Source organism: Rhizobium sp. AN68, assembly GCF_030758035.1.
GTDB lineage: Bacteria > Pseudomonadota > Alphaproteobacteria > Rhizobiales > Rhizobiaceae > Agrobacterium > Agrobacterium tumefaciens.
The window spans coordinates 275803-300309 of the sequence record NZ_JARWMI010000001.1; the positions used below are offsets into that span (position 1 = coordinate 275803).

Genomic DNA, 24507 nt, shown 5'->3' on the forward strand with positions numbered 1-24507 from the left:
GTCTGCTTGTTCCGGCGGCTATCAAGCGATTGAACACCCGAAGCTGGTGTAGCTTCTTCGCCTGGAGAGAATCGAACCGTCACCGCCTGGCTTTCGGGACGATCAACGGTGTGCCTGAAACCGGATCGGGAATGATCATGCAGGGCAGGCCGAAGACGTCCTCAACCAACCGTTCGGTGATGATGGCGGGCGGAGGGCCATGTGCGATGATGGCGCCATCCCTCATGGCGATGATATTGGTGGCATAGCGGCAAGCAGGGTTGAGATCGTGCAGCACGGCGATGATCGTGCGACCGGCCGCGTTAAGCTCCTGACAAAGATCAAGCAGGTCAACCTGATGGGCGATATCCAAGAAAGTGGTTGGCTCGTCGAGGAGCAAGATCGGTGTTTCCTGTGCCAGCACCATGGCGATCCACACTCTCTGGCGCTGGCCGCCGGAAAGCTCCTCGACAAGACGGCTGGAAAGCTGCGTCGTCTGCGTCGCGGCCATTGCCGACGCGACCGCCGCTTCATCCTCGCTCGACCATTGCCGGAAGAGGGATTGATGCGGATAGCGACCGCGAGCGACAAGCTCAGCGACGGTGATGCCGTCGGGGGCGATCGAGGTCTGTGGCAGGAGGCCAACTGCGCGGGCAAGCTGTTTGGCGGGGTAGCTGGCGAGCGCCTTTCCGTCGAGAATAACCTCGCCAGCTGAAGGTGTTAGCAGCCGCGACAGGGCACGCAGTAACGTGGACTTGCCGCAGCCATTGGGTCCAACGATAACGGTGAAGGAACCGTCCGGAATCACGACAGACAAATCCTCAGCGATGATCCGTTGGTTATAACGCAGCGTGGCATTGTGAACCTCAAGCCTTCCACTTCGAGTATCCAGCTGATCTGTCATTGTCTTGCCTCACGGATCAGCAGCCAGAGAAAATAGAGCCCGCCGAGGCTGACGGTTATGACGCCGACCGGCAACTGCACACCGAATGCATGTTGGGCAACCCAGTCAGCGGCGATGAGCAGCAATCCACCTGTGAGCGCCGACGGGATCAGCGTGGTGCCAGCCGAGCGGGATAGGCGCCGGGCAATCTGGGGTGCGGCCAGAGAAACGAAGGCGATCGGCCCAGCCGCTGCCGTGACGATTGCCGTCAGCGCAACACCGCAGATTATCAGAAACAGGCGGAGACGGTTTACATGAATGCCGGACGCCGTTGCCGTCTCGTCGCCCAGTTCCAGCTGCAGCATCGGCCGCGTGATCACCAGAACAAGCGGTATGATCGCCGCCAGCATCAGCAAGACCGGCCGGACCTGTTCGAAACCGAGACCATTCAGCGAACCCGCTGCCCAGATCGCCGCCGACATGGCGACCTTAAGATCGGCCTGGCGGATCATCCATGCATTCAGCGCACTGAGCATAGCCGATATCCCGATGCCGATGACGATCAGCCGGAAACTCTGGGCACCGCCCCGATAGGCCAGGAGATAGATAGCGGCTGCCGTGAAGATGCCTCCGGCAAGGGCACCCGCCGCAGTCTCGTAATAACCGCCGGAACCAACGAAAATGACAATCAGCGCGCCGGTATAGGAGCCGGCGGAGAACCCGATAATATCCGGCGATCCCAGCGGGTTGCGCGTCAGCGACTGGAAGATCGCCCCGCTTAAACCAAGAGCGGCGCCAAGTAGAAAGGCAAGGAGCAGGCGCGGTAGTCGCCATTCCATCACGATCATCTTCATCGTATCGTCAGCGGTACCGAGGAGCGCCCTGAAAACATCGGCAAGCGGGACCGGAAATTTTCCGCTTGCTAGCGATGCGGCCCCGATCATCACTGTTATCGACAGAAGGATCACACCAGCAACAAGGCTGCGTGGATCGAGCCGCATCGAAAGCCGCCCCCCAAACAGCCGGAGCACGGCGATCCTATGGCCGAAGTCGATTTGGCTGGAGCTTGAGACAGGAATGCGATGAGCACCGGTCTTGGAAGGATTATGGCGATGTCCGCTCATAGGCCACTCGCCCGCTGGCGCCGGGCCAAAGCGATCAGCACCGGCGCCCCGACGAAAGCTGTGACGATCCCGGCTTCCAGTTCGCCGGGAAACAGCACCAGCCGCCCGGCAATATCGGCGGTCAAAAGAAGAATAGGCGAACAAAGGACGGTGAAGGCGATGATCCATCGCTGATCGGGTCCGCTGAGCCATCGTACCACATGCGGAACCATCAGCCCGACAAATCCGATCGGCCCTGCGGCTGCCGTCGCAGCGCCCGCCAGAAGAGTCACGGCGATTACCACGAGGATGCGGGTGCGCACCAGATTGACCCCAAGAGCGCGGGAGGGATCATCACCCAAGGCGACGGCATTGAGGGATGGTGCCACGCAGAGCGAGAGGACGAGCCCGCAGATGATGAACGGCGCCACCGTCAGCACGACGTCCATATTGCGTCCGGAAAGCGAGCCGATTGACCAGACCCGCAGACCGTCGAAGGCGCGAGGATCAAGCAGCGTGATCGCAGAACCGATGCCACCGAGCACGGCGGAGAGCGCAACACCGGACAGAACGAGCCGCGCCGGGCTCGCCCCATCGCGCCCGCACGATCCGACCGCGTAGACCACTAGCGCCACGGCAATTGCGCCGAGAAACGCAAACCAGAGATAGCTGGAGATCGCGTGGAAGCCTAACAGGCCAACTGCCAGTGTCACGAAGAAGGCAGCGCCCGCATTTACACCGAGGATACCGGGATCGGCGAGCGGATTGCGAGTAACAGCTTGGATCAACGCCCCGGAGACGCCGAACGCCGCACCACACAAGAGGCCAAGCAACGTTCGCGGCAGACGGTAATCGCGGATAATGATGTGTTCCGCAGATGCCGGGTCATAGGCGAACAGCGCATCGAAGCCGGTCGAGGGCGCAACGGCGCGTGGACCCGTCAGGAGGCTCGCGATACACAGCAGGATCAGGATGGTTGTGGACAGAGCAAACAGTAAGGGCAGCCGCGACCGTAATCGCCAGGCATGCCCGCCTGACGGGTTTACTGCAGGCGGTCTGCCGATTGGACCGGTACCTGTCTGATCCACAGCTTGCGTGGTCATACGCGCGCCTGCCCCTCAATCCAGTAGCCGATCGCGTCGATCCGCGTCTTGTCGAAGCCGAGCCGGTCGCGAAAATGTTTGCGGCATTCGGAGGCTGCCCGTGCTTCGCCGGCGATGTAGATATAGCCCGGTCCCTCCGGCAAGGTGTCGATCGCCGAGGCGATCTGCGGCAGCTGCGTATAGCCGCCACGGTCGGCTCTCGGACCATGGGTCTCGTACCAGTTGATCGAAACGTCGCCGTCACTTTTGATCACCTGGCGGTCGGCAGCCGATGGAATCTCGACATGCACGATGGCGCGCTCATCCGTGTCCAGTTCCTCCAAAATCCGACCGACTGCCGGAAGCCCCGTGATGTCGGTGACAAGCAGCATCCAGTCCGTATCTTCCGGCGGCTCGAAACGGCCTTCCGGATTGCAGATGCCGACGACGTCGCCCACCTTGGCGCCCATCGCCCAGCTGGCGGCAACGCCACCTGCGTGGGCGACAAGATCGATCAGCATCTCCCTGCGCTCCGCATCCCAGCGGCGGACTGTATAGGGTCGGTTCGGGCAATGCTGCGAACCATCCGGCCGGCCCCATTCCCCATTGCTCATCAAGACCGGCAGCGTCACCGGTGTGTGGGGATCAGGCCGCAAAGCAAGCCGCACCCATTCGTCGGGGTGACCGGTCGATATCAACCGCTCACCGCCCTCGACCTGCAGGGCGACCCGGATCATCGATGGCGTCAGTTGTGTAACAGCAGTCACCTCGCAGAAGAAATAATCTTCCACGTAGGGTTCGTGATCATTATCGTGGGACATCATTACTCCTTGCCCGCCCGCTCTGCCGCTTCGGCAAGACGGGGCAAAAACCTCGGAAAACCATAGGGAATTGACAACACGCTCAAGGCTGATGTCGACCAGACGGAAACAGGATCTTCCAAGGCCACATAACGACTGCTCATGACCGCCGGAAGCCGCATAAACAGCGGCTGCGCCTCGGCCGCAATGCGTGCACCTTCGCCGTACCACATGATCAGGATGTCGGCGTCCAGGCTATCGACCTGTTCCATGCCAACAGTGACAGAGCCCTGGCCGGGATTGGCAGCGGAGAGCGCCAGTATACCCGCAGATGGTTTAAGCCCCAGTTCCAGTAGGGCGGCAACGCGTGGATCCTCCGGCAGATAGACGACGACGCCGGACCCGCCGGGAAAATAGGTCCCGAAGGTAAATGTCTTGCCACGCAGGACAGGCCAGCTGTCGCCCATCGCGTTGAGAGAGGATGCTGTCTTTTCGATGAGTGCTTTGGCCTGATCGCTTCTGCCGAGTGCCTGCCCGACCATTTCAGTCTGTTCCTTCCAGTCGGCCGACCACGGCGCAGAGCGATAGACAACAGTCGGCGCGATGGAGGAAAGCCGCTTGTAGGCGAGATCATCCACGCCCGAATAGATGCCGAGGATGAGGTCCGGCCGTAGCGCTGCGATCGCCTCATAATCGATGTCGCCTTCGAAGAGATATGGCCGGATACCGTCCAGCCGTTGTTCGTTCCAGGGAAAGATGCCGCTCTCGAAAAAGCGATAACGCGGCATGCCCACCGGCGTCTTGCCAAGCGCAAGAACCGCATCTTCGCCGCTCCAGCCCAACGTCACGATCCGCTCCGGATCGCTCGGTATCGCCGTTGTCCCAAGGGCATGCTGAACTGTTCGCGGAAACCCGTCCTCGGACCGGACAGGCCCGACGACGAACAACAGCACTGACAACAGCAAGATTGCCATTTTACGAGGTGAGGACAATAGCGTTCTCACTTACCATTTGAAGCTCAGGTTGGCATAGACCGCCCGCGATTTTCCATAGAAACAGGAGTTGATATTGCTGCACCCGCTCACGTAGGTTTTGTCGAAGAGGTTTTGGGCGGTTACGTTCAGTTCCAGGCCTTCCAGCTTGGGATTCCGTTTGCCAAAGTCATAGGACAATGCTGCATCCACGACCGTGTAGGCGGGATACTTGAAGCTGTTGGCTGCATCGCCATATCCGCTGCTTGAGTGACGCACCCCGGCGCCAAACCCGAGCCCTTCGAGCGGACCATCTTCGATCCGGTATTTGGCCCAAAGGGATACGTTGACCGGAGGCATGAAACGAACCTTGTTCCCCTGTGTTCCGTCATCCGCCTTGGAATAGACCGAATCCGTGTAGGAGGCGGCTGCAATCAGATCAAGGCTATCAAACACCGTTGCCTTGCCTTCGATCTCGATACCCTGGACGTGAATTTCGCCCGTCTGCGCCGGAAGATAGGTAAATTCATCATAGGTAGGCACATTCTGTTGCTTCAAATCGAACGCGGAGAGCGTAATGAGAGCATCGTAACCGACCGGCTCATACTTCATTCCGACTTCCCACTGTTCGCCGGTCGTGGGCTTGAACGGGTTGTTCTGCCCGTCGAACCCAGAATAGGGCATGAAGGAAGTGGCATAGCTGACATAAGGCGCAAGGCCATTGTCGAAGAGGTAAACGAGCCCCGCACGGCCAGTAAAGGCGGTGTCCGTCTTTTTCCCTACCGTCGATGAGAGGATGTCGTTGTCGGTCTGCCAGGCCCAATCATAACGTCCGCCAAGCGTTAAAATCCAATTGTCCCATTTGATCTGATCCTGGGCATAAAGACCCAGCTGGCTGATCTTGTTGTCCCAACGGGCGCCGACCGTTGGCTCCTTGTAAGATCCGTAGTCAGGATTGAACACATCCAGCGGCGTGTTGCCAAAGCCATAACGGCCGGTATAGTCATTGCGGAACCATTTGTAGTCGGTGCCGACGATGACTGTGTGCTCAACCTCGCCGGTCGAGAGCTCGGCCTGGAGATTGGTATCGGTGGCGAAAACCTGGTTGTTCGAAGAATAGTCGATCGCGTTGCGTCTCATCTTCGTATAGTCCGTCACGCCGCCCGTCTCTACATAGCCACCACTGAAGAATGTACGGTAGGAATCATCGACCGAAATATATTTCGCGTTGTGGCGGATCGACCATACATCGTTGAACTGATGCTTGAATTCGTAGCCAAGTACGGCCTGCTCCCTGTCATACCCGTTGTAGGCCGGCTCGCCGGTGAAGAGATCACGGTCGATTCTTCCATAAGGCCCGGCCTTCACCGTTCCGATGTAAGGCAAGGGCTGGTAGTCCGGGACACCGTTGTCCTTTTGATAGTGCGACAAGAACGTGAATGTCGTGTCCTCGTCCGGTTTCAGCGTGAATGAGGGCGCGACCATGAACCGCTCGTCCTCGGTGTAGTCTATGTTCGTCCCGGTGCGGGTCGCAACGCCTGTCAGCCGGTAGAGGAACGCATCGTTATCAGGTACGGGGCCGGAAAAATCGAATGCACCATAGGCCCGACCGTCCGTACCGGTTCCGGCAACAACCTCATTGAATGGCTTGTCCGTCGGCCGTTTGCTGACCATGTTAATCATGCCACCGGGGTAGTTCTGACCGTAGAGGACGGAGGATGGTCCCTTCAGGACTTCAATCCGCTCGAGAAGATACGGGTCAATCTGTGGTGAGCCGCCGAGATCGCCGATATAGGGCAGATAAGTGCCGTCGAGATAGAGAGGCGTTGGCGCGAAGCCGCGTATTTCGATGTTGTCAAACGCACGGGTCGAGGCACTGCTGCCGCCGACATGGACGCCTGCAGTGTAATTCACCGCTTCCTTGATCGTTTCAGCACCCCGGGCCTTTACTTCATCGGCGGTGATGACAGAAATCGATTGCGGAACTTCAATCAACGGCGTGTCGGTTTTGGTACCTGTTGCCGACCGACTGGCAACAATCCCATCGACCTGCCCGTAGGCGCTCTCTGCGCCCTGTACCGTAATCGTCTGTAGTATTGTCGCGCTTCCATCCGTGACCGCGTCCGGAACCTGTGCCGCGTTGGCGACGGTTACACTCTTTGGACCGGTAAAATGGTATGTCAGACCCGTATTGGCGAGAAGCCCCTGCAATGCTGCCTCTGGGGAAAGCGGACCGCTAATGCCCGCGGTGTTCAGTCCGTTGGCGACAGCAGTGTTGTAGAGAATCTGGATGCCGCTCGCGGCACCGAACCGTGTCAGGCCGCGCTCAAGAGAGCCGGCAGGAATAGAATAGGTCACACTTTGCTGTGCGAAGACCGCGGACGAGGTCATGGCGAGCGCCGCAAATGCAATGGACGCAGACATGTGGGAAATCCGCCATTTGTATATTGCCATGCCCTCACGGCCGTGCTTGCCGACGTTGAACTGCCCCATCCCGATGTCCCCATGCAAGTCGTCGCCGTGCCATCCATTGGCGCGGCCTCTAGCAGGAAGAACGATCCGAATTTGAAAACACGAAATTTTTCCGTCGATTTTTTAAAGAAAATTTCCGGCTACCGCAGCAGCACAATTCCACCGACAAGACTGACGGGGCGAACCCGCAACGTCTCTTCCAGATGCGCGAGGATTTCGTCCGGACGATTGAGATGAAACACCCCGGACATCCGGCGTGAGCGGAGATTGCTGCTTGCAATCAGCACCTTTCCGCGACGATGGCGATTGAGGTCCGACACAACGTCTGCGAGCGGCCGGTCCTTGAAAATCAGCAGGCCCCGCCGCCACGCCGCGGCCGTCTCAAGATCGGTTGCCACTCTCTCACCGAGCCCAACCCGAGAATAGCTGATGCCTTCGCCGCCGGTGAGCTGACTATCGACCAGACATTGTACGGTGATATGTCCCTGAAGACACTCCACAGAGACATCCTCCTCGCCATGCTTGACCGAAAACGACGTCCCAATTGCCGTTGTGTCACCGTTGGCGGCGGTCACCACAAAGGGCCGCGTGGCGTCGTGGACCACATCGAAGACCGCCGCTCCTGATGTTAGCACCAGGTGCCGGGTTGATGGGGTGTAGTCGAGGGAAAGGGTCGTGCCACCATCGAGCGTGGCCGTCGATCCATCGAGGAGTTCAACCGTTCGCTGTTCGCCGACCCCGGTGGCGTAATCAGCAAGTACGGCATCAACGGACGGCAGAAATCCGAGCTCTGACAAGACGATCCCCACGCCCGCCGCACCGGCTGCAAGACTTCCAGCCGCGAGGAAGGATCGCCGCGTGACAGCCGGGGCAGATGTATTCTTGGTCTCACCAAGCGCTGATCCGAGATTTTTCCACAGCCGTGCCGACTGCTGGAAGGCTTGCTCGTGAGCGGCGCTGCGCGAGCGCCAGCGTAGCAGCGCTTCGGCATCTTCGGTGGTTGCCGTACCGGATGTGATGCGGACGATCCAGGCTGTCGCTTCGCGCCTGAGAGCTTCGAAATTCTCGTCCAACATCCGCTCCCTTCTACGCGTTCGTGACAGGATGTTGCGTATACCTGTTTCTAAAACTATCAACGATTGAAAAATGAAAAGCCGAAGCCTCAGGCCCGATTTATTGTCTCGAGCCGCTCCCTGCAATAGTCGACTGCCTTGCGGACTTCCAGCTCGACCGTGCGGATCGACACCCCAAATTCCGCAGCAATATCGGCATGACGGTGCTGCTCGAGGCGGCAAGCAACCAGCATTTTGCGCTGGCGCTCTGGGAGTTCACCGATGATCTGCATCAGGCAGCGCACCTGATCCCGGTCTTCGAACTGTTTCTCCGGTCCCGGCTGTTCGTCGGCGACAGACATGAGAACGTCAATATCGTTGGAGGTGAGTTTGCGTTTTTGCCCGCGGTCGTGATCGACCGCAAGGGTACGTGCGATCCGCATCAGATAGGGAACGGGCGCGGCTAACGCAGCCGCGCCATTACGGGCAAGCTTGATCCAAGCTTCCTGAGCGAGATCGTCGCTGTCTGCTTGCGAAAGGGTTCTGCTGATGAGGTAACGTTTGATCCGGCGTTCATTGCGCGAAAATGCGGCCATAAGCTCGTCGTCGTAACTTGCCATCCCTTCGCTCCTTGCCCGCCCAAAATCTGTTTTCGACGCAATACCGGTTCGCCGGACTGCTGGCAATAGTAGAGAAGAAAACTCATGTTAATCCCGACGCAGTCTCCACCTTGTCGGGATTCTAACCGCTGATTCCGGACGGGAGTCTTCAGGCCAGCGTCCGGCCCGCCTCGCGGAACCAGATTTTCGCATCCGCGCCAGCGGGTGTTTTCATCGGCGATTCAAGCTCCGTCACCACGCGCCAGACGGCCTCTGCAACGTCATCCGCCGTCGTGAACTCTGTGCCGGAGCGAAGCGTTGTGAGGTAGTCGTGTATGAATGCGCTGTACGGTTCGGGGATATCCATTCCCATTCGGGCGACTGCATTTTTGCCGAACCCGGTCGTCGGCGCCGAACCTGGCAGAACAAGTTTGGCTCGGACACCAAAGAGGGCGGCTTCAAGAGCGAGACTTTCGGTGAAAGCGTTCAGCGCTGCCTTGCTGGCACTGTAGACGGAGAGTGCTGGCAGCGGCTTGACGGTTACGCTGGAGCTGACGTTGACGATGACTCCTGACCGGCGGCTACGCATGTGTGGAAGAACGGCTTTTGTCATTGCCATCGCGCCGAACACGTTCGTCTCGAACAATTCACGGACCTTCGACATTTCCACGCCTTCAAGCACATTCAGCATGCCGACGCCGGCATTGTTGACCAGCGCATCAATCGGTCCCGCAGCTTCGACCGCCTTCGTGATGCTCCCAGCACTGGTGACATCCAGCGCCATGATTTTGAGCCTTTCGTTATGAGGTAGCAGGTCGGTCCCCGGCGTGCGCATGGTCGCGACCACCTCCCATCCTGCTGTTACAAATTTTTGTGCGATAGCGAGACCGAAACCGGATGAGCACCCGGTGATGAGTATCTTTGGCATGGTCTGTCTCCTCATGATTAACTTTCCGGAAGATGGACCCGTCGCCTCGGACTTGCTATATTTGATCGTCCAATATTTTTTAGCATTAGTCCGAAACCATGACCGATCCTGTTGCCGAAGTCGTTTCCCTGCTCAAGCCAAGCCCATCGATCTCAAAGCTGGTAACCGGCGGTGGACAGTGGATCGTCGAGCGCACGGAACTTGGAAGCCCCTTTTATTGCGCCGTGGTCGAAGGCCGTTGCCGGATGACTATCAAAGGTCGTGAGCCGATGTTGCTGTCGGCCGGTGACTTCGTTCTGGTTCCGGATATCTTCTCGTTCACGATGAGCAGCCTGGAGCCGCCGCCCCGTGGAGCGCTTGCCCGGCGTCTGGAGACCGGCCCGGGTGTCTTCCGCCTCGGAGACCCAGAAGCGTCCGCCGAAATCAAGGCGATGGTTGGCCATTGTGCCTTTGGTTCTGATGACAAGGCTCTTCTCGTCTCGCTACTACCGGAGGTCATCCATGTGCAGGGCGAAGAACGGCTGATGATGCTGGTCGCGATGATCAACGACGAAACCAGAGCCGACCGTGCCGCGCGTGAGATGGTGCTTCAAAGGTTGTTGGAGGTGTTGTTAATCGAAGCTTTGCGATCAACGGCAAATGCGGCGGCCCCGCCCGGTCTCCTGCGCGGCATGGCCGATCCGCTACTGGCACCGTCCTTGCGCCGGATTCACGCGGATCCGGGTCGGAGCATGACCGTAGAAACACTCGCGCGGGATGCTGCCATGTCCCGTTCTGCATTCTTTGATCGTTTCCGAAAAGAAGTTGGCGTAGCCCCGATGGAGTACGCGACCTGCTGGCGTATGGCGCTGGCGAAGGAATTCCTTCGCCAGGATGTTGCCACGGCCGAAATTGCGCAACGCGTCGGCTATGGTTCAGCAAGCGCCTTCAGCGTCGCGTTCAGTCGGCATGTGGGAATGCCACCTGGGGCCTATTCCCGGGAAAACACTGCTGGGTAACGCTAATGCGTTTGGACATATGGGACAGGCGTGCCCTCACCTGCCGATGTAGGCCGCCAGTTCATCCGGCGTTCCGTTCGGGAAAGCCTGCCTTAAAAAATCCAGGAAGGCAGATACGCGCGCACTCAACAGACGCCGGGACGGGTAAAGCGCCCACAGCGCGATCTCGGAGCCCTCAATATCGCCCCAGTTCAGCAAAGTGCCATCGGCTAGATCGTTACTCACCAGCGAAATCGGCATACAAGCAGCACCTACGCCAGTTCGCACCGCGTCGCGAACCATAATGAGTGACGACAAGGCGAGGACGGGCTCTACCTTGATCTTCGAAGAGCCTTTCGCGGTCATGACGCTCCAGGTCTGGAGATCGCCGGGCCCGCGCACGACGCCCGGCGATGTCATGTCTGCCACCGGCCGGGGAAGGTTGGGGTTTGCCACGACGACCAGACGATCATGCAGAAAGACTCGACCAACGAGACTTTCATCTGGGTCCGGATTGACCCGGATGACCAGATCATAGCCTTCCTCGATCATATCCACGGCTCGGTCCTCTGTTGTGACTTCCAACCGCACGTCTGGATATTTCAGTGAAAAGCCCGCCGCGATCCGACCCATGGCTGTCTGCGAAAACAGCAGCGGCGCGCTGATCCGCAACCTGCCGCGAGGCTTGTCCCCGCCCGCCGCGATAGTGGCTGCCGTTTCGTCGAGCTCGGTCAGCAGGGCGGCTGTCCGTTCATGAAGGGCGCGTCCTTCCTCAGTAAGTTTCAGGTTGCGCGCGCCGCGTTCAAACAGCCGAAGCTGGAGGGCAGCCTCAAGTTCTGCAACCCGTCGCGACAATGTCGCTTTGGGACGGCCGGACGCCCGCGCCGCTTTGCCGACGCCACCGTGACGCGCGACCAGGTTGAAATCGGCAAGGGCAAGGAGATCCATAATCGTTCCAATTACGAGACGAGCTGTCTAATTTAACGGTCTATTGGTTTAATAGTGAGCCAGCCATATTCCGGATGTCAAGCAATACCAACCCGGAGAAAATCCCATGACCATTCTCGTTACCGGCGCCACCGGCAATATCGGCGGCCAAGTCATCCAGCATCTCGTCGACCGCGGTGCCGATGTCCGCGCTCTCGTTCGCGACCCTTCCAAGGCCAATTTCCCGGCAGGCGTTGCCGTCATGAAAGGTGACTTCCTCGACGTCGACTCCCTGCGTACCGCGTTCGAAGGAGTGTCGACGCTGTTCCTGTTAAACGCTGTCGCACCAGACGAGTTCACCCAAGCCTTGATCGCCCTCAACGTCGCCCGCTCCGCTGGCGTTGAGCGGATCGTCTACCTGTCGGTCATTCACCCTGATGTCTATGTGAACGTGCCGCACTTTGCCGGTAAATTCGGCGTCGAGCGAATGATCAATCAGATGGGCTTTCACGCCACTATCCTGCGTCCGGCCTATTTCATCCAGAATGACTTGACGATCAAGGAGGTCATCACCGGGTACGGTATCTACCCGATGCCCGTCGGGACGAAGGGCCTTGCCATGATCGACGTGCGTGATATCGCCGAAATCGCAGCCCTTGAACTGCTGCGTCGTGAACAGGCCGCGCAGCCTTTGCCGCTCACCCGCATCAACCTGGTTGGCCCCGACACACTGACAGGAACGGATATCGCCGCCATCTGGTCGGCCGTGCTCGCTCGCCAGATTAATTATGGCGGCGGTGATACGGCCGCCTTTGAGCAGAACCTCAAGCAGTTCATGCCGGCTTGGATGGCCTACGACATGCGCATGATGGGCGAGCGATTCTTGACCGATGGCATGCTGCCCGAGGGCAGTGATGTTGAACGCCTGACGACGCTTCTTGCCCGTCCGCTGCGCTCCTACCGCGACTTCGCCTTGGAAACAGTTGCCTCGGCTTGAGGCCATCATCCACAATTTCAAACAAGGAGAACCGTCATGATCTATTCGAGCGCAACAGTCCCGGTGAATCAGGAAGGCGAAACCAAACTCACCCGGGAACAGGTCTGGAAGGGCCTGGAGCTGAAGGCGCGCGATGCGCGTCTCTTTCTCCCGCCCGGCCTCTGCACCCGCTGTGACGTCATCGAGGAAAGTACAACGCACTTTGTGCGCACGGCCACAATCGCCGGCTCCGACATCAGGGAAATCATCACCCTTGAGCCACAGAGCAAGGTCACCTTCTTCCAGGCAGCCGGCCCCCGTGAAGGCGCCATTATCAATGAGGTGTTCGAGGACGAAGCCGGCGCACTGCAGCTGAAGTTCTACTGCTACCTCGGTCTGCGCGGCAAGGAGCACGATGGCCCGGAGGAACAGGCCGAGCAGACACAGTTCGACAGCGACAAAGGCTACAAGTCGGCCCTCGAATCGACGCTGAAGCGGACCCGCCAGCTGCTTGAAGAGGGCCGGCTGTGATTGCCGATCGCAACAAACAAACCTGGGCCGCCTCCCTAGAGGCGTCCAGCCTTCCAACAGGGCCGATCATAACCCTCCGCCACGGACACACATTTCTCCGCCGCGTGGAAATCTTGACCCTCTGCGCTACCGGCCGGCAGTGAGTCAGGCGCTGGCCCACGGCTGTAATATCACCGGCCTGGTAAGCTTGCTGGAAAAGCCAAGGATCTCAGCGAAGTAAAGCGTCTGGATAGGGACGCTCGGGATGAAAAAGCGTTGTGCCGATCTTTAAAAGATCGACACGCCGTGATCAGCGCGCCCAAGCATCAATTTCGCGCCTATGTAACTTTGCCTTGTTTGGCCAGGAAATCGAGAAGAGCGCGCACTCTCGAAGGCAGCGGGCCACCCTGCCCGATATGAATGGCATGAAACTCCTCCCCGTCTCCAGGATTATACTCGTCGAGCACCGGCACCAGCCGGCCGGCCTTCAAATCACCGCGTATCGTGAAGTTGGCGAGACGGGCAATTCCATTTCCAGCGAGTACCAACTGTCGCAGCGCCTCGCCGTCATTGGCCTGGACACGGGCGACGACTGGGGCAAAAATCGTCGCGCCTTCCGATATTAACGGCCAGCCATCCATCGAGCGGGTGTAACCAAGGCCCAGCCTGTCATGCCTTTCAAGCTCCTCGATAGTCCGGGGCAGCCCACGCCGGTCGACATAAGAGGGAGCAGCGACGATTGTCATTGCAGTATCGCCAAGCCTGCGCGCGACGAGGCTCGAGCTTTTAAGCGGGCCTGCGCGAACCGCAACGTCCATTCGCTCCTCAAGCAGATCGACGACAAGGTCGCTCTGCACGATATCGACGGTAATCGCAGGATATCGCTCCAGGAATTCCGGGAGTATACCGGCTAGGACATGGGTGGCATAGGAGGCGCTGGTACTCAGGCGGAGGCGGCCACTGGGCACCTCACCCGCACTGGCGATCCGCTCGGCATCTTCGATGTCTGCCAGGATACGCGTGGCGCGCTCGAAAAAGACACAGCCTTCCGAGGTCAACTTGAACACGCGCGTCGAGCGGTTGATGAGACGGGTACCCAACCGCGCCTCCAGTCTCGCGACCAGTTTGCTCACCGCCGACGGCGTCATTCCGACGCTGCGAGCAGCTGACGAGAAGCCACCGCGCTCGACAACCTGCACGAAGACTTCCATTTCTCCGGATCGATTGACTTCCGCTCGAGCCATCTGGTCCCTGATTTCACAAATGTTGTTCCCGCCCGCAATCTATATCACGAAAGCCGGATCTCCTATCTCTTCCCCATCAGGTGGCGCAAGTCGCTTCCATTTCTCAAGAAAGGAAGACCAGATGGAATATCGTTCTCTTGGCCGATCAGGCCTCAAAGTCTCGGTCCTGAGCTTTGGCGCAGGCACGTTTGGAGGGGCAGGTCCCCTTTTCAGTGCATGGGGCACGACCGATGTCACCGAGGCAAGGCAACTTATCGATATCTGCGTTGAAGCAGGCGTTAATCTATTCGATACCGCAGATGTCTACTCCAACGGTGCATCGGAGGAGGTGCTGGGTGCAGCGCTGGAAGGTCGTCGCGAGACCGTGCTGATATCGACGAAGACCAGCCTGCCTATGGGAGATGGGCCGAACGATGCGGGTTCCTCCAGGTTTCGCTTGATCAGATCGGTCGAAGACGCACTTCGCCGGCTTCGGACGGACTACATAGACATTCTGCAACTTCATGCCTACGACGCCCGGACACCCGTCGAAGAAGTCTTGTCGACCCTTGATATGCTCGTTCGTGCGGGAAAGGTCCGCTATGTCGGCATCTCGAACTTTTCGGGATGGGAAATCATGAAGTCGCTGGCGGTTGCCGACGCGTACGGATGGCCTCGCTACATTGCCAATCAGGTTTACTATTCCCTTCTCGGTCGAGACTACGAGTGGGATCTGATGCCACTGGGTATGGATCAAGGCCTTGGAGCACTCGTCTGGAGTCCGCTTGGCTGGGGGCGGCTTACGGGAAAGATCAGGCGCGGCGCTCCCCTGCCGGAGAACAGTCGTCTTCACGAAACCGCAAGCTTTGGTCCTCCGGTCGATGAGGAGCATCTCTACCGCGTCGTTGATGCCCTTGAAGACGTTGCAAGACAGGTCGACAAAACAGTTGCGCAGGTGGCGCTCAACTGGCTTACAGGCCGGCCCACGGTGTCTTCCATTATCATGGGAGCGCGAAACGAAGAGCAGCTCCGGCAGAACCTCGGAGCGGTCGGATGGCATCTCACCGATGATCAGATTGCTCTCCTGGACAATGCGAGCGTCTTGACGCCGCCATATCCGCATTTCCCCTATCATCGTCAGGAGGGCTTTGCCCGTCTTAATCCACCGATGGTAGGTTCCAAGATGCGTGGATGTTGAGCGTAATATTGCGATTAATGTGGTGGCAGATCCGGCTGCAAAAGTTATGCAGAAAGACCAACCCACAACAGCTGTGAGAATGCCAGCAGCTGTTGGCGATGCGTTACTTTGTCGGCTGAGACCGTGCGCTCAGTTTGTGTCCGTCCGGATCACGAAGATAAGCGACGAAGGCCCCGTTCGGTCGCTCATTCGGCGGGCTCTCGATCGATGTGCCGCCGTGCATAACACCGGCGTCGTGCCACGCCAGAACATGCTCGCGGCTCAGGGCGGCGATTCCGATTGTCCCGCCATTGGCAACGGTCGCCGCCTTGCCGTCGATCGGTTTCGTGATCATCAGTCGTCCGCCTTCGTGGACATAAATCAGTCTGCCTCTCGAATCCATCTCGCCGGGCCTGCCGCCCAATGCAGCGAACGTGGCGTCGTAGAAGTTTCTTGACCGCTCCAGATCATTACTTCCGATCATGATGTGCGTGAACATGGTCTCATCTCCCGTAAGGCAGCGCGCTGGCAGCAGGGGGCGAGCTCCCCCTGAGCCAGGAGCTCGTTTGTATGCTTTCACCGTACACCGTCCTGAGGGCCTCGCAAAGCGTGGCGAATTTGATGGAATTATCGTCCCAAGGCTCTCTCGAAGAGTGGAAGAAATGTATTCAAGAAACAGCGGGCCGTCAGCCTTCCACCGCCTGGCCCGTGCGATGCGAGATCCCACATTCATCGATCAGGTCGCGAACACGCTGCGCGACGAAGATTGCATGCTCGGTAACCTGCGGCAGCCCCATTAGTTCTCCGAAAGTGCCGCGTGCAAGCGGCCCGGCAATAAACAGTGAAGTCGTACTTTCGCCTGAAGCCGATACGGGATTAGACTTGGCATCAACCAAGATGCCAAGCCCGGTCGGGCAGGGTTGCAACAGGCCCGCCTGCTCAAGTTCTCGAAGCATGGCTTGGCTTTGAAGAATGCCGCCATGCGCCGGGCCCGTGGTGACGACGATCGCATCGACGTCAAGCGTTTCGAGAGACTTGGCGCGCTGGGGTCGCAACGTCACCCTGTAGCCGGCGTCTATCCGTGTCACGGAAGAAAGCGAGGCAGCCCGGACATCCATTTGGCCGCTCGCGATCGCCTGCTCCACAGCAGCCTCGACTTGCGGCGCGATGCGAAAGCGATGCACATCCCAGACCGGCCGCAAGTGTCGGGCAACGCGCCGTCTCTCAATGACAGGCAGATTTCCCCATATGTCCCTCCCCTGCGCCCTCAGCGCATCCACGACGCTATGCCATGTCATTCCCCGTTCCTCTGCTTCTCGCAGCGTTTGGCGAACCTTATGGAGCAACTTGCTTGCAGAGGTGAACGGTTCAGACAGGAAATCGCCGAAAGGCTCCTGCCCGACGGGGCCATGGCCGCGAGACCGCAAGCCCCTGCGAGAGAACGACGTTATCTGGCCGACATGGCCCCGTCTCTTGAGCGAGGCAACCACATCGGCGGAGGTCAAGCCATTTCCGACGATGAGAACACGATCTCCAGTCTCGACGGCGTCGATCGCATCGGTCACGGTGACATCCGCAATCAGCTTGGGATCATCTTTGAAGGGCTGAAGCACCCGGGGCAAAGAAGGTGGTGGATGGCTGACGGCCAGCACGACTATATCCGCAATGAGCGCTGTACCGTCAGACCCCGCAATCTCATAGCGGTTTCCTTTTCGTGACACCGAGATCGCTTTGGTCCGCCAGTGTCTGATACGGCCGTCATCCAAAAACGGTTGAATCCGTGCCGAGACGTATTCGCCGAAGACAGACCGCTTGGGATAAGGCAAGCCATCGTGTCCTATGAGCTCGGCATCGTCACGGGTAGGAATACCGCCAACATAACGCTCGAAATCATCGGGAATATCCGGAAACAACGTCATTCTTGCAGCGGGAACGTTGACCCGATGCGCCGGATCGGTTGCGCTATAGGCCAAGCCGCGGCCCAACTCCGATCGAGGTTCGATGACGACAATGGATGTATCAGTCGAGTATCCGATACCCGCTACCAGATGCATTGCCATTGCCGCGCCGGTGAAGCCACCGCCGACAACTGCCACGGTCAGGCGGGCAGAAGCTATGGGAACAATAGAATTCATTGCCTCTACGTTCTCCCCAAGGAGATCTGTGCCCTGCACGATTGGAAGGCCCTAAAAAGCGTTTTCCGCTTCCTGCGCATAAGGCTCATCGTCACCACTATTCTATGTTCCCGAAGTTTCCGGCAAAGCTCCTCGTTACGGGGCGCTTGATTGGAAACGCGCTTGAGGGGCACCGTCTCATCACGTCACTATATCTCATTACTGCTGGCGGATGTAGCAAGATCAATTGCCAACCGGGGCGCCTTGCGCGCCCCGGGCTCCAGAGTTTACTCAGCTCCAGGCGTGAAGTGGCGGCTTCTCGCCATTGAGGAAGTACTTGCCTAGGATGGAATATTTCCACCGGACGGGATCGTGCAGCGTGTGGGTACGGGCATTGCGCCAATGGCGATCGAGGTGGTGCTCTGCAAGCGTGGAGCGGGTGCCTGCAAGTTCGAACAGCTTGTTGGTCGCCGCAATGGCAATCTCTGTCGAGAGAATTTTCGCCTCGGCCGTCACGATCTGTGCTTCGGCGACCGTGTCAGCATTCGGGTTCCGGATGGCGCGATCGATGGCATAACCGGCTTTTTCAAGCAGCGCCTGGGCCGCATGCAGTCGCAGCGTCAGATCGCCGACAGCCTGTATCGTGTAGGGGTCATCCCAGGCATGATCTACGCCGCTGTCCACCCATGCACGGCTCTTGGTGCGCACGAAGGAGATGGTTTCATCGATTGCCGCCTGCGCTATACCCGTATCCACCGCGACCTGGATAATCTGGAAAATCGCACCATCCGCAGTGGGTTCCGCATACCCTTTGTAGCCGGGAACCAGGTGTGTTTTCGGCACCTTGACGTTATTGAGGATGACAGTGCCTGAGAGCGTCGTGCGCTGCCCGAAGGATGACCAGTCGTCGATGACGGTCAATCCGGGTGCATCCCGCTCGGCAATTGCATACCAGGCGCGGCCTTCATCATCGAGCGCAACGATGGGCACGAGATGGGCGAGAAGTGCGCCGGAGGAGTAGAATTTCTGGCCGTTGACGATCACATGGTCGCCCGCATCGACGAACTTCGTTTCGAAGTCCGCCGCCCGCTTGGAACCGAATTCGGAGAAGGCATTGCCGAAGCGTGTGCCGCGCAGCACTTCTGCGAAAAGCAGCGTCTGCTGAGCCTCATCGGAAACCGTGCGGATCGCGGCAACGACGCCGAGATGGTTCTGCGCGATCTGGCCAATCGAGGAATCGGCCGCGGAGACGATCTCGATCACCTTGGCGAGCGTCGCATAGGAGACTTCAGGACCGCCGAACTTCTTCGGCACGTTGATCGACCAGAGCCCGCTTTGCGAGAAGGCATCGAGTTCCTTTACCGGCCAGATACGATCGCGATCGCGAATGGCTGCGCCGGGGGCAATTTCGGCGGCGAGTTTCTTGGCGACTTCGATTGCTTCGGCATCGCTCTTGATGATGTGTGCCGGCTCACTCGGCCGCGGCACGGCGGGAACGCCTTGAGCCGCATCTTTCGTCTTCACGTTGGAAATGGTCATGCCATGTCTCCTCTTTCCTTTGATTTTCAGTGAATATGCGTGACGAGCGCGGTTGGCTTCTGGCCCAGATAGAAGGCTTTCACGTCATCGCGCGCCTTGAGTTCGGCGGCCGTGCCTGACAGCACGCTCACGCCGTTTTCCATAATGATGGCCCGGTCGGCATAGGTCAGCGCGACTGCTGAGTTTTGTTCAGCGACCAGGATCGAAAGCCCTTCTTCGCGATTAAGGCGCTTCAGCGTGCGGAAAATATCCTGCACGATGAGAGGCGCCAGCCCCATTGACGGTTCGTCGAGGACAAGCAGCCGTGGCCGCGACATCAGTGCCCGGCCGATGGCCGTCATCTGCTGCTCGCCGCCCGAAGTGAGGCCGGAAAGCACCCGGCGCTTTTCCTTAAGTCTTGGGAAATGCGTGTAAATTTTCTCAAGGTCGGTCGCGATTTCAGTGCGCGTGGCGGATCGGCCAAGGCCGCCGGAGACCAGGTTTTCCTCGACCGTCAGTGTCTTGAAGCAATGGCGACCTTCGAGCACCTGCACGAGACCGCGACGGACAAGGCTTGCTGGGGTTTCGCGCGTGACATCACGACCGTCAAACAGGACATGACCGGCGAGCACCTGCCCCCGTTCGGCCGGAAGGAGGTTGGAAACCGCCTTCAGCGTCGTCGTCTTGCCAGCGCCGTTCGCACCGAGAACGGCAAGGATCTCCCCCCGTCCGAGCGAAAAAGTGACCCCATGCAATGCGGTGATGGCATGATTGTAGGTTGCGTGGAGCCCCTCCACGGCAAGCAGCCTGTTCCCCTCGGTCATCACGATCTCCTTGGCGCTTTTCGGGATGTTGTGGCCGGACACCGGGAGACCCTTGCCCGACCACGCAAACATCAGTTCGTCACGGAATTCGCATCTTCCGACGTGCGAAGCTTGATGCCCTTTTCAGCCGCATAGGCCTCGGACGACTTCTCGATGATCGGGCGCAGCAGGGCCCAGTCCGGTGCGATCCAATCGGAAACCACGTTCCACTTCTTGCCGTCCCACTGCTGGAACGTCACGTAGCCGTTACCCTCATGGTTATCCCAGGTGACATTGATCGAGTGGAAGAGATCCTTGGCGCCCAATGCCTCGACACGGGCTGGATCAAGCTGCAGATGCTCGAAGCCCCAGCGAACTTCGTCGCCGGTCAGGGTGCGCTTGCCGAATTTCTCCTGGGCGATCCGCACCGCCTCGACATTAAGAATACCGTTGACGATACCGAGATTGTGATAGACGGAGCCGATGCGGCTCTTGTCATCAAGGTTGCCCTTGCCGGCGTCATAGACGGTTTTCACGATTTCCTTGACCACCGGATATTCGGCACCTGATGCCTGGGTGGTGATGGCGGTGTAGCCCTTGGCCGCATCGCCGGCGGGAATAACGTCCTCTTCCGAGTTGGACCAGACATTGCCGATGATGTGATCCACCGGGAAACCGGTTTTGGCCGCCGTCTTCAACGCCACGGGATTCATGACGCCCCAGCCGCGCAGCACGACATAATCCGGCTTGGCACGGCGGATCGTCAGCCACTGCGACTGCTGCTCGTTGCCCGGATGCGGGACTTCGATCTGCTGGAGGTCGAAGCCATACTTCTTGGCCAGCAGGTCATAGATCGGGATCGTTTCCTTGCCATAGGGAGAGCCGTGGTAGAGCACGACGATCTTCTTGCCCTTCAGTCCTCCAACCCCGCCTTCCTTGGATGCAATGTAGTTCACGATGCCGGAGGTTTCGCTGTAGGGATTGAGCAGCAACGGGAAAACATAGGGAAAAACACGGCCATCGGTCGAATCCGTGCGGCCGTGGTTGATGGTAATGAGCGGCACCTTGTCTTGGGTGATACGGTCGATCATGGCATAGGCTATGCCGACCGACAGCGGGTTCCAGGCCGCAACGCCGGGGTTGCTCTTCAGGCGTTCATAAGCTTCGACCCCTCGCTCAACTTCGTACTGGGTTTCGGCTTCGGACCATGTCAGCTTGACGCCGTTGATACCGCCGTCCCTGATGTTGACGAGATTGAGATAATCGATGAATCCGCCGAAAAAGCCCGTGCCACCGGCTGCATAAGGCCCGACGCGGTAGCTCTGCAGGGGGAAGTACTGTTCATCGGCCATGGCCGGGGAGGCGATGGCGGCGAGGCTGATGCCGGCAGCAAAGGCTGCTGCTTTGATTTTCGTGTAGAAGGTCATATCTGGACACACTCCGTCTGTCGGCTGGCGCTCGGCCATCCGTGTTGGTTTCAGGAATTCATTGCTGATAAACTTTTTCTTGTTGGAAGCCTTTGCCTGTCAGGGCCGGCTTCGAGGGGTTCACGCCCGCCTGACGGCAGCCGTAATGCGTAACTTCAAGCGATCCCACAATGACACGAGGCCGTCAGGTTCCAGGATCAGAAACAGAATGATCAAGGCGCCGAGAACGATGCGCTGCGTCATATCGAGCACTCCGGAATTAAAGACATCGCCTAATAGCAAAGAGCCAAGCCGTGAGAGGACGAGCGGAAAGACGACGATCAAAGCCGCGCCAAAGAAGGCACCCCGGATCGAGGCAAGCCCGCCGATTATGACGATGAAGAGTATTTGGAACGAGCGGTCGAGATTAAAACCGGCCGGCTCCACCGTGCGAAGATAGGCAAAAGCCCAGATGACCCCGGCAACCCCGACGATGAAGGACGAGATTGCAAAGGCGAGCAGCTTGGTGCGAAGCACCGGAATGCCGATGATGCGTGCGGCGGTCTCGTTGTCGCGCACGGCAATGAAGTTGCGACCGGTCTGCGACGACACCAGGCGGTAGGCGAGGAACGTGAGGACGGCGACAATGGTCAGCGCGAAGAGATAACGCCCGATCGGCCCTTCGAAAGAAATGCCGGCCAGCGATAGCGCTGGCGCATCGATCACGCCGGATGCGGATTCGTTCGAGAACCAGCTGAATTTCGTTAACGCCCATTGCACGAAGAACTGCGCCGCAAGAGTCGAAACGGCGAGGTAGAAACCGCGCAGTCGAAGGCTCGGCAGGCCAAAAACTATGCCGATTGCCGCGGCGGAAAGACCGGCAAGTACAATCGAAACAATAAGCGGCAGCGCATCGATACGCAGATTGAAATTGTATGCCGCGAAGGCACCGACGGCCATGAATGCGGCCGAGCCAAGCGAGACCTGACCCGCATAGCCAGTTAAAAGGTTGAGACCAACCCCGGCAAGGCTGAGCGCAAGAAACGGCAGCAGGATTGCCTCGAAGAGGTAACTGGTGCCGACGAACGGCACGACGAGATAAGCAACGGCGAGCACTGCGACCGTGCCGGCATGGCGCGGCAGGGAGAACGACGATGAAAGATCGGCTGTAACGGCGGACATATTAGACCCTTTCCACGAGCTTTTGACCGAAGAGCCCGGACGGGCGGATCAGCAGGAAGGCAAGGGCCACGACATAGGCAAACCACCCCTCGATGCCGCCGCCGAAGTACTCACCGATATAGACCTCGGCGAGCTTTTCCGACGCGCCGACAATCAGACCACCGATGATCGCGCCTAGAATGGAATCGAAGCCGCCGAGAACGAGCACCGGCAGAGCCTTCAGCACTACCAGCGACAGCGAGAACTGCACCCCGAGCCGCGCACCCCAGAGCAGCCCGGCGACCAGGGCAACGAGGCCTGCCGCCGCCCAAACGCTCGCCCATATCCAGGGCAGCTTGAGACCGACGGCAAGCGCCGCGAACTGGTCATCCGCGACGGCGCGGAAGCCGAGGCCGATGCGGGTGTAGCGGAAGAAGGCCGAGAGAGCCGCCACCATGCCAGCCGCGACGACTGCGGCAAAGATGTCGAACTGGCTGATGAAAACGCCACCGACATCAAAGGGAATGTCCTCGATACCGAGATCAAGCCCATGAACCTGCGTACCCCAGAGGAGTTGGGCCGCTCCCTCTATGATGTAGGATAGGCCAAGCGTCGCCATGAACAGCGTGATCGGTGGCTTGTTGGTGAGCGGGCGAAGCACCGTACGCTCGATCGCAACACCGATGACGACCATGATGGCAAAGGTAATGGCAAAGGCTGCCACAAAAGGCACGCCACGCTCGACAAGGCTGACAAAGGTCAGCGCGGCGAACAGGAGAAGTGCGCCCTGCGAAAAGTTTAGGACACCCGATGTCTTGTAGATCAGCACGAACCCGATGGCGACGAGGGAATACATGACCCCGGAGAGCAACCCGCCGACCAGCACCTCGGTAAAGAACAACCAATCAAACGCAGCCATCAGATACCCTCCCCGTCTTCGTTTTCCGGCGCAGCGCCGAGATAGGCATCGATGACACGTTGATCGCTGGCAATTTCCGCAGGCGTGCCATCGGCGATCTTGCGCCCGTAGTCGAGCACCGCGATGCGGTCGGAAAGACCCATCACCACGCCAATGTCATGCTCGATCAGAACGACGGTGACCGCATATTCGTCACGCGCGAGACGCACATAATCGGCAAGTTCGTTCTTCTCCGTCGCCGTCATGCCAGCCATGGGCTCGTCAAGCAGCAGAATGCGTGGCTCGGCGGCAAGCGCACGCGCGAGTTCCACCCGCTTCTGCAATCCATAGGGCAGCGTGCCGGCAAGCCGGTCAACATGGGGCGTCAGATGCAGAAAATCGATGATCCGCCCTGCCCGCTCGCGGGCATCGGCCTGCTCGCGGCGAGCACTCGGCAGACCGGCTATCTGGCTCAGGAAATTTGCCTGCTCGGCGTAAGCCCGCCCCGTGGCAACATTATCGAGAACACTGAGACCCTTGAACAAGGCGAGGTTCTGGAACGTCCGCGCCACGCCGAGACTGGCGAGCTTCTCAGTCGGCACTGGACGATAGGCTTTGCCATTAATCGCTACATGGCCACGATCCGGGCGGTAGACGCCTGAGATAACATTAATCAGCGAACTCTTGCCGGCGCCGTTGGGCCCGATAATACCCAGGATTTCGCCCTGCTGCGCGGCCAGGTCGATATTCTCCAGAGCGACGACGCCTCCAAAGGAGAGGTCAATACCGCGAAGCTCCAGCACAAGTTCTTTGGCGGCGTCCACCGCGCGGGGTTCTTGCCCGACATGCTCGCTGGGCAAGGCAATGTGTTGGCGAATGTCCGTTGGGATCGCCACCTCCGCGCCAAGACTTGCAACCAGAAAACTCGATGCTGACATCGTTCAGTCC

23 protein-coding genes are annotated in these 24507 nt (G+C 59.0%); 4 read left to right on the forward strand and 19 right to left on the reverse strand.

Annotation, left to right across the window (positions count from 1 at the left end; translation table 11 throughout):
• Positions 1–79: 79 nt before the first annotated feature.
• From RBH71_RS01260 to RBH71_RS01300, 9 genes are all read right to left on the reverse strand, one after another.
• The gene (locus RBH71_RS01260) at positions 80–883 is read right to left on the reverse strand and encodes an ABC transporter ATP-binding protein (protein WP_111803275.1); all 804 of its coding nucleotides are present in this window, start codon (positions 881–883) and stop codon (positions 80–82) included.
• On the reverse strand, positions 880–1986 hold the full coding sequence (locus tag RBH71_RS01265; protein WP_323686996.1) for a FecCD family ABC transporter permease: 1107 nt from the start codon (positions 1984–1986) through the stop codon (positions 880–882). Before RBH71_RS01265 ends, RBH71_RS01260 begins: the two co-directional genes overlap by 4 nt.
• Positions 1983–3068, reverse strand: coding sequence for a FecCD family ABC transporter permease (locus tag RBH71_RS01270; RefSeq protein ID WP_111803274.1), 1086 nt, complete (start codon positions 3066–3068; stop codon positions 1983–1985). Before RBH71_RS01270 ends, RBH71_RS01265 begins: the two co-directional genes overlap by 4 nt.
• Positions 3065–3868 carry a siderophore-interacting protein gene (locus RBH71_RS01275; protein WP_323686997.1) on the reverse strand — a complete coding sequence of 268 codons (804 nt, stop codon included), beginning with the start codon at positions 3866–3868 and terminating at the stop codon, positions 3065–3067. The genes RBH71_RS01270 and RBH71_RS01275 overlap by 4 nt, the downstream gene beginning before the upstream one ends.
• A 2-nt stretch (positions 3869–3870) precedes the next feature.
• Positions 3871–4695, reverse strand: coding sequence for an iron-siderophore ABC transporter substrate-binding protein (locus RBH71_RS01280; protein WP_323686998.1), 825 nt, complete (start codon positions 4693–4695; stop codon positions 3871–3873).
• A 156-nt stretch (positions 4696–4851) separates the two neighbouring features.
• Complete coding sequence (locus RBH71_RS01285; protein ID WP_323686999.1) at positions 4852–7311, reverse strand: TonB-dependent siderophore receptor; 2460 nt, start codon at positions 7309–7311, stop codon at positions 4852–4854.
• Positions 7312–7430: 119 nt separating this feature from the next.
• Positions 7431–8366 (reverse strand): FecR family protein, encoded by a 936-nt coding sequence (locus tag RBH71_RS01290; RefSeq protein WP_038497313.1) that lies wholly within the window; start codon positions 8364–8366, stop codon positions 7431–7433.
• Between the two features lie 86 nt (positions 8367–8452).
• Positions 8453–8962, reverse strand: a complete 510-nt coding sequence (locus tag RBH71_RS01295; RefSeq protein ID WP_111801386.1) for an RNA polymerase sigma factor — start codon at positions 8960–8962, stop codon at positions 8453–8455.
• Positions 8963–9110: 148 nt separating this feature from the next.
• Positions 9111–9869 carry an SDR family oxidoreductase gene (locus tag RBH71_RS01300; RefSeq protein WP_111803270.1) on the reverse strand — a complete coding sequence of 253 codons (759 nt, stop codon included), beginning with the start codon at positions 9867–9869 and terminating at the stop codon, positions 9111–9113.
• A 98-nt stretch (positions 9870–9967) separates the two neighbouring features.
• Here RBH71_RS01300 and RBH71_RS01305 point away from each other — a divergent pair, with 98 nt between their 5' ends.
• Positions 9968–10867 (forward strand): AraC family transcriptional regulator, encoded by a 900-nt coding sequence (locus tag RBH71_RS01305; RefSeq protein WP_111801388.1) that lies wholly within the window; start codon positions 9968–9970, stop codon positions 10865–10867.
• Between the two features lie 36 nt (positions 10868–10903).
• Here the strand turns inward: RBH71_RS01305 and RBH71_RS01310 are convergent, their stop codons facing one another.
• Positions 10904–11794 (reverse strand): LysR family transcriptional regulator, encoded by an 891-nt coding sequence (locus tag RBH71_RS01310; RefSeq protein WP_111803269.1) that lies wholly within the window; start codon positions 11792–11794, stop codon positions 10904–10906.
• A 106-nt stretch (positions 11795–11900) separates the two neighbouring features.
• Between RBH71_RS01310 and RBH71_RS01315 the strand changes: the two genes are divergently transcribed.
• Entirely contained in the window at positions 11901–12770 is an 870-nt protein-coding gene (locus RBH71_RS01315; RefSeq protein ID WP_111803268.1) for an SDR family oxidoreductase, read from the forward strand.
• A gap of 36 nt (positions 12771–12806) precedes the next feature.
• Complete coding sequence (locus RBH71_RS01320; RefSeq protein WP_111803267.1) at positions 12807–13280, forward strand: SRPBCC family protein; 474 nt, start codon at positions 12807–12809, stop codon at positions 13278–13280.
• Positions 13281–13597: 317 nt separating this feature from the next.
• Here RBH71_RS01320 and RBH71_RS01325 read toward each other — a convergent pair whose 3' ends face one another.
• On the reverse strand, positions 13598–14503 hold the full coding sequence (locus RBH71_RS01325) for a LysR family transcriptional regulator (protein WP_111803266.1): 906 nt from the start codon (positions 14501–14503) through the stop codon (positions 13598–13600).
• A gap of 121 nt (positions 14504–14624) precedes the next feature.
• On the opposite strand from RBH71_RS01325, the gene RBH71_RS01330 reads away from it, so the two are divergent.
• Positions 14625–15680: an aldo/keto reductase gene (locus tag RBH71_RS01330; RefSeq protein ID WP_111801392.1), complete on the forward strand. Its 1056-nt coding sequence runs from the start codon at positions 14625–14627 to the stop codon at positions 15678–15680.
• Between the two features lie 103 nt (positions 15681–15783).
• On the opposite strand, the gene RBH71_RS01335 is transcribed toward RBH71_RS01330, so the two are convergent.
• From RBH71_RS01335 to RBH71_RS01370, 8 genes are all read right to left on the reverse strand, one after another.
• The gene (locus tag RBH71_RS01335) at positions 15784–16158 is read right to left on the reverse strand and encodes a VOC family protein (protein ID WP_111801393.1); all 375 of its coding nucleotides are present in this window, start codon (positions 16156–16158) and stop codon (positions 15784–15786) included.
• A gap of 187 nt (positions 16159–16345) precedes the next feature.
• Positions 16346–17794 carry an FAD/NAD(P)-binding protein gene (locus tag RBH71_RS01340; RefSeq protein WP_323687000.1) on the reverse strand — a complete coding sequence of 483 codons (1449 nt, stop codon included), beginning with the start codon at positions 17792–17794 and terminating at the stop codon, positions 16346–16348.
• Between the two features lie 270 nt (positions 17795–18064).
• On the reverse strand, positions 18065–19312 hold the full coding sequence (locus tag RBH71_RS01345) for an SfnB family sulfur acquisition oxidoreductase (protein ID WP_060641944.1): 1248 nt from the start codon (positions 19310–19312) through the stop codon (positions 18065–18067).
• A gap of 26 nt (positions 19313–19338) precedes the next feature.
• The gene (locus RBH71_RS01350; protein ID WP_323687082.1) at positions 19339–20115 is read right to left on the reverse strand and encodes an ABC transporter ATP-binding protein; all 777 of its coding nucleotides are present in this window, start codon (positions 20113–20115) and stop codon (positions 19339–19341) included.
• A 71-nt stretch (positions 20116–20186) separates the two neighbouring features.
• Positions 20187–21521, reverse strand: a complete 1335-nt coding sequence (locus RBH71_RS01355; RefSeq protein ID WP_162687855.1) for an ABC transporter substrate-binding protein — start codon at positions 21519–21521, stop codon at positions 20187–20189.
• 120 nt (positions 21522–21641) lie between these two features.
• On the reverse strand, positions 21642–22682 hold the full coding sequence (locus RBH71_RS01360) for a branched-chain amino acid ABC transporter permease (protein WP_080850304.1): 1041 nt from the start codon (positions 22680–22682) through the stop codon (positions 21642–21644).
• Position 22683: 1 nt separating this feature from the next.
• Positions 22684–23580, reverse strand: coding sequence for a branched-chain amino acid ABC transporter permease (locus RBH71_RS01365; RefSeq protein WP_065662859.1), 897 nt, complete (start codon positions 23578–23580; stop codon positions 22684–22686).
• Positions 23580–24497: an ABC transporter ATP-binding protein gene (locus tag RBH71_RS01370; protein ID WP_112361223.1), complete on the reverse strand. Its 918-nt coding sequence runs from the start codon at positions 24495–24497 to the stop codon at positions 23580–23582. The genes RBH71_RS01365 and RBH71_RS01370 overlap by 1 nt, the downstream gene beginning before the upstream one ends.
• Positions 24498–24507: the final 10 nt, after the last annotated feature.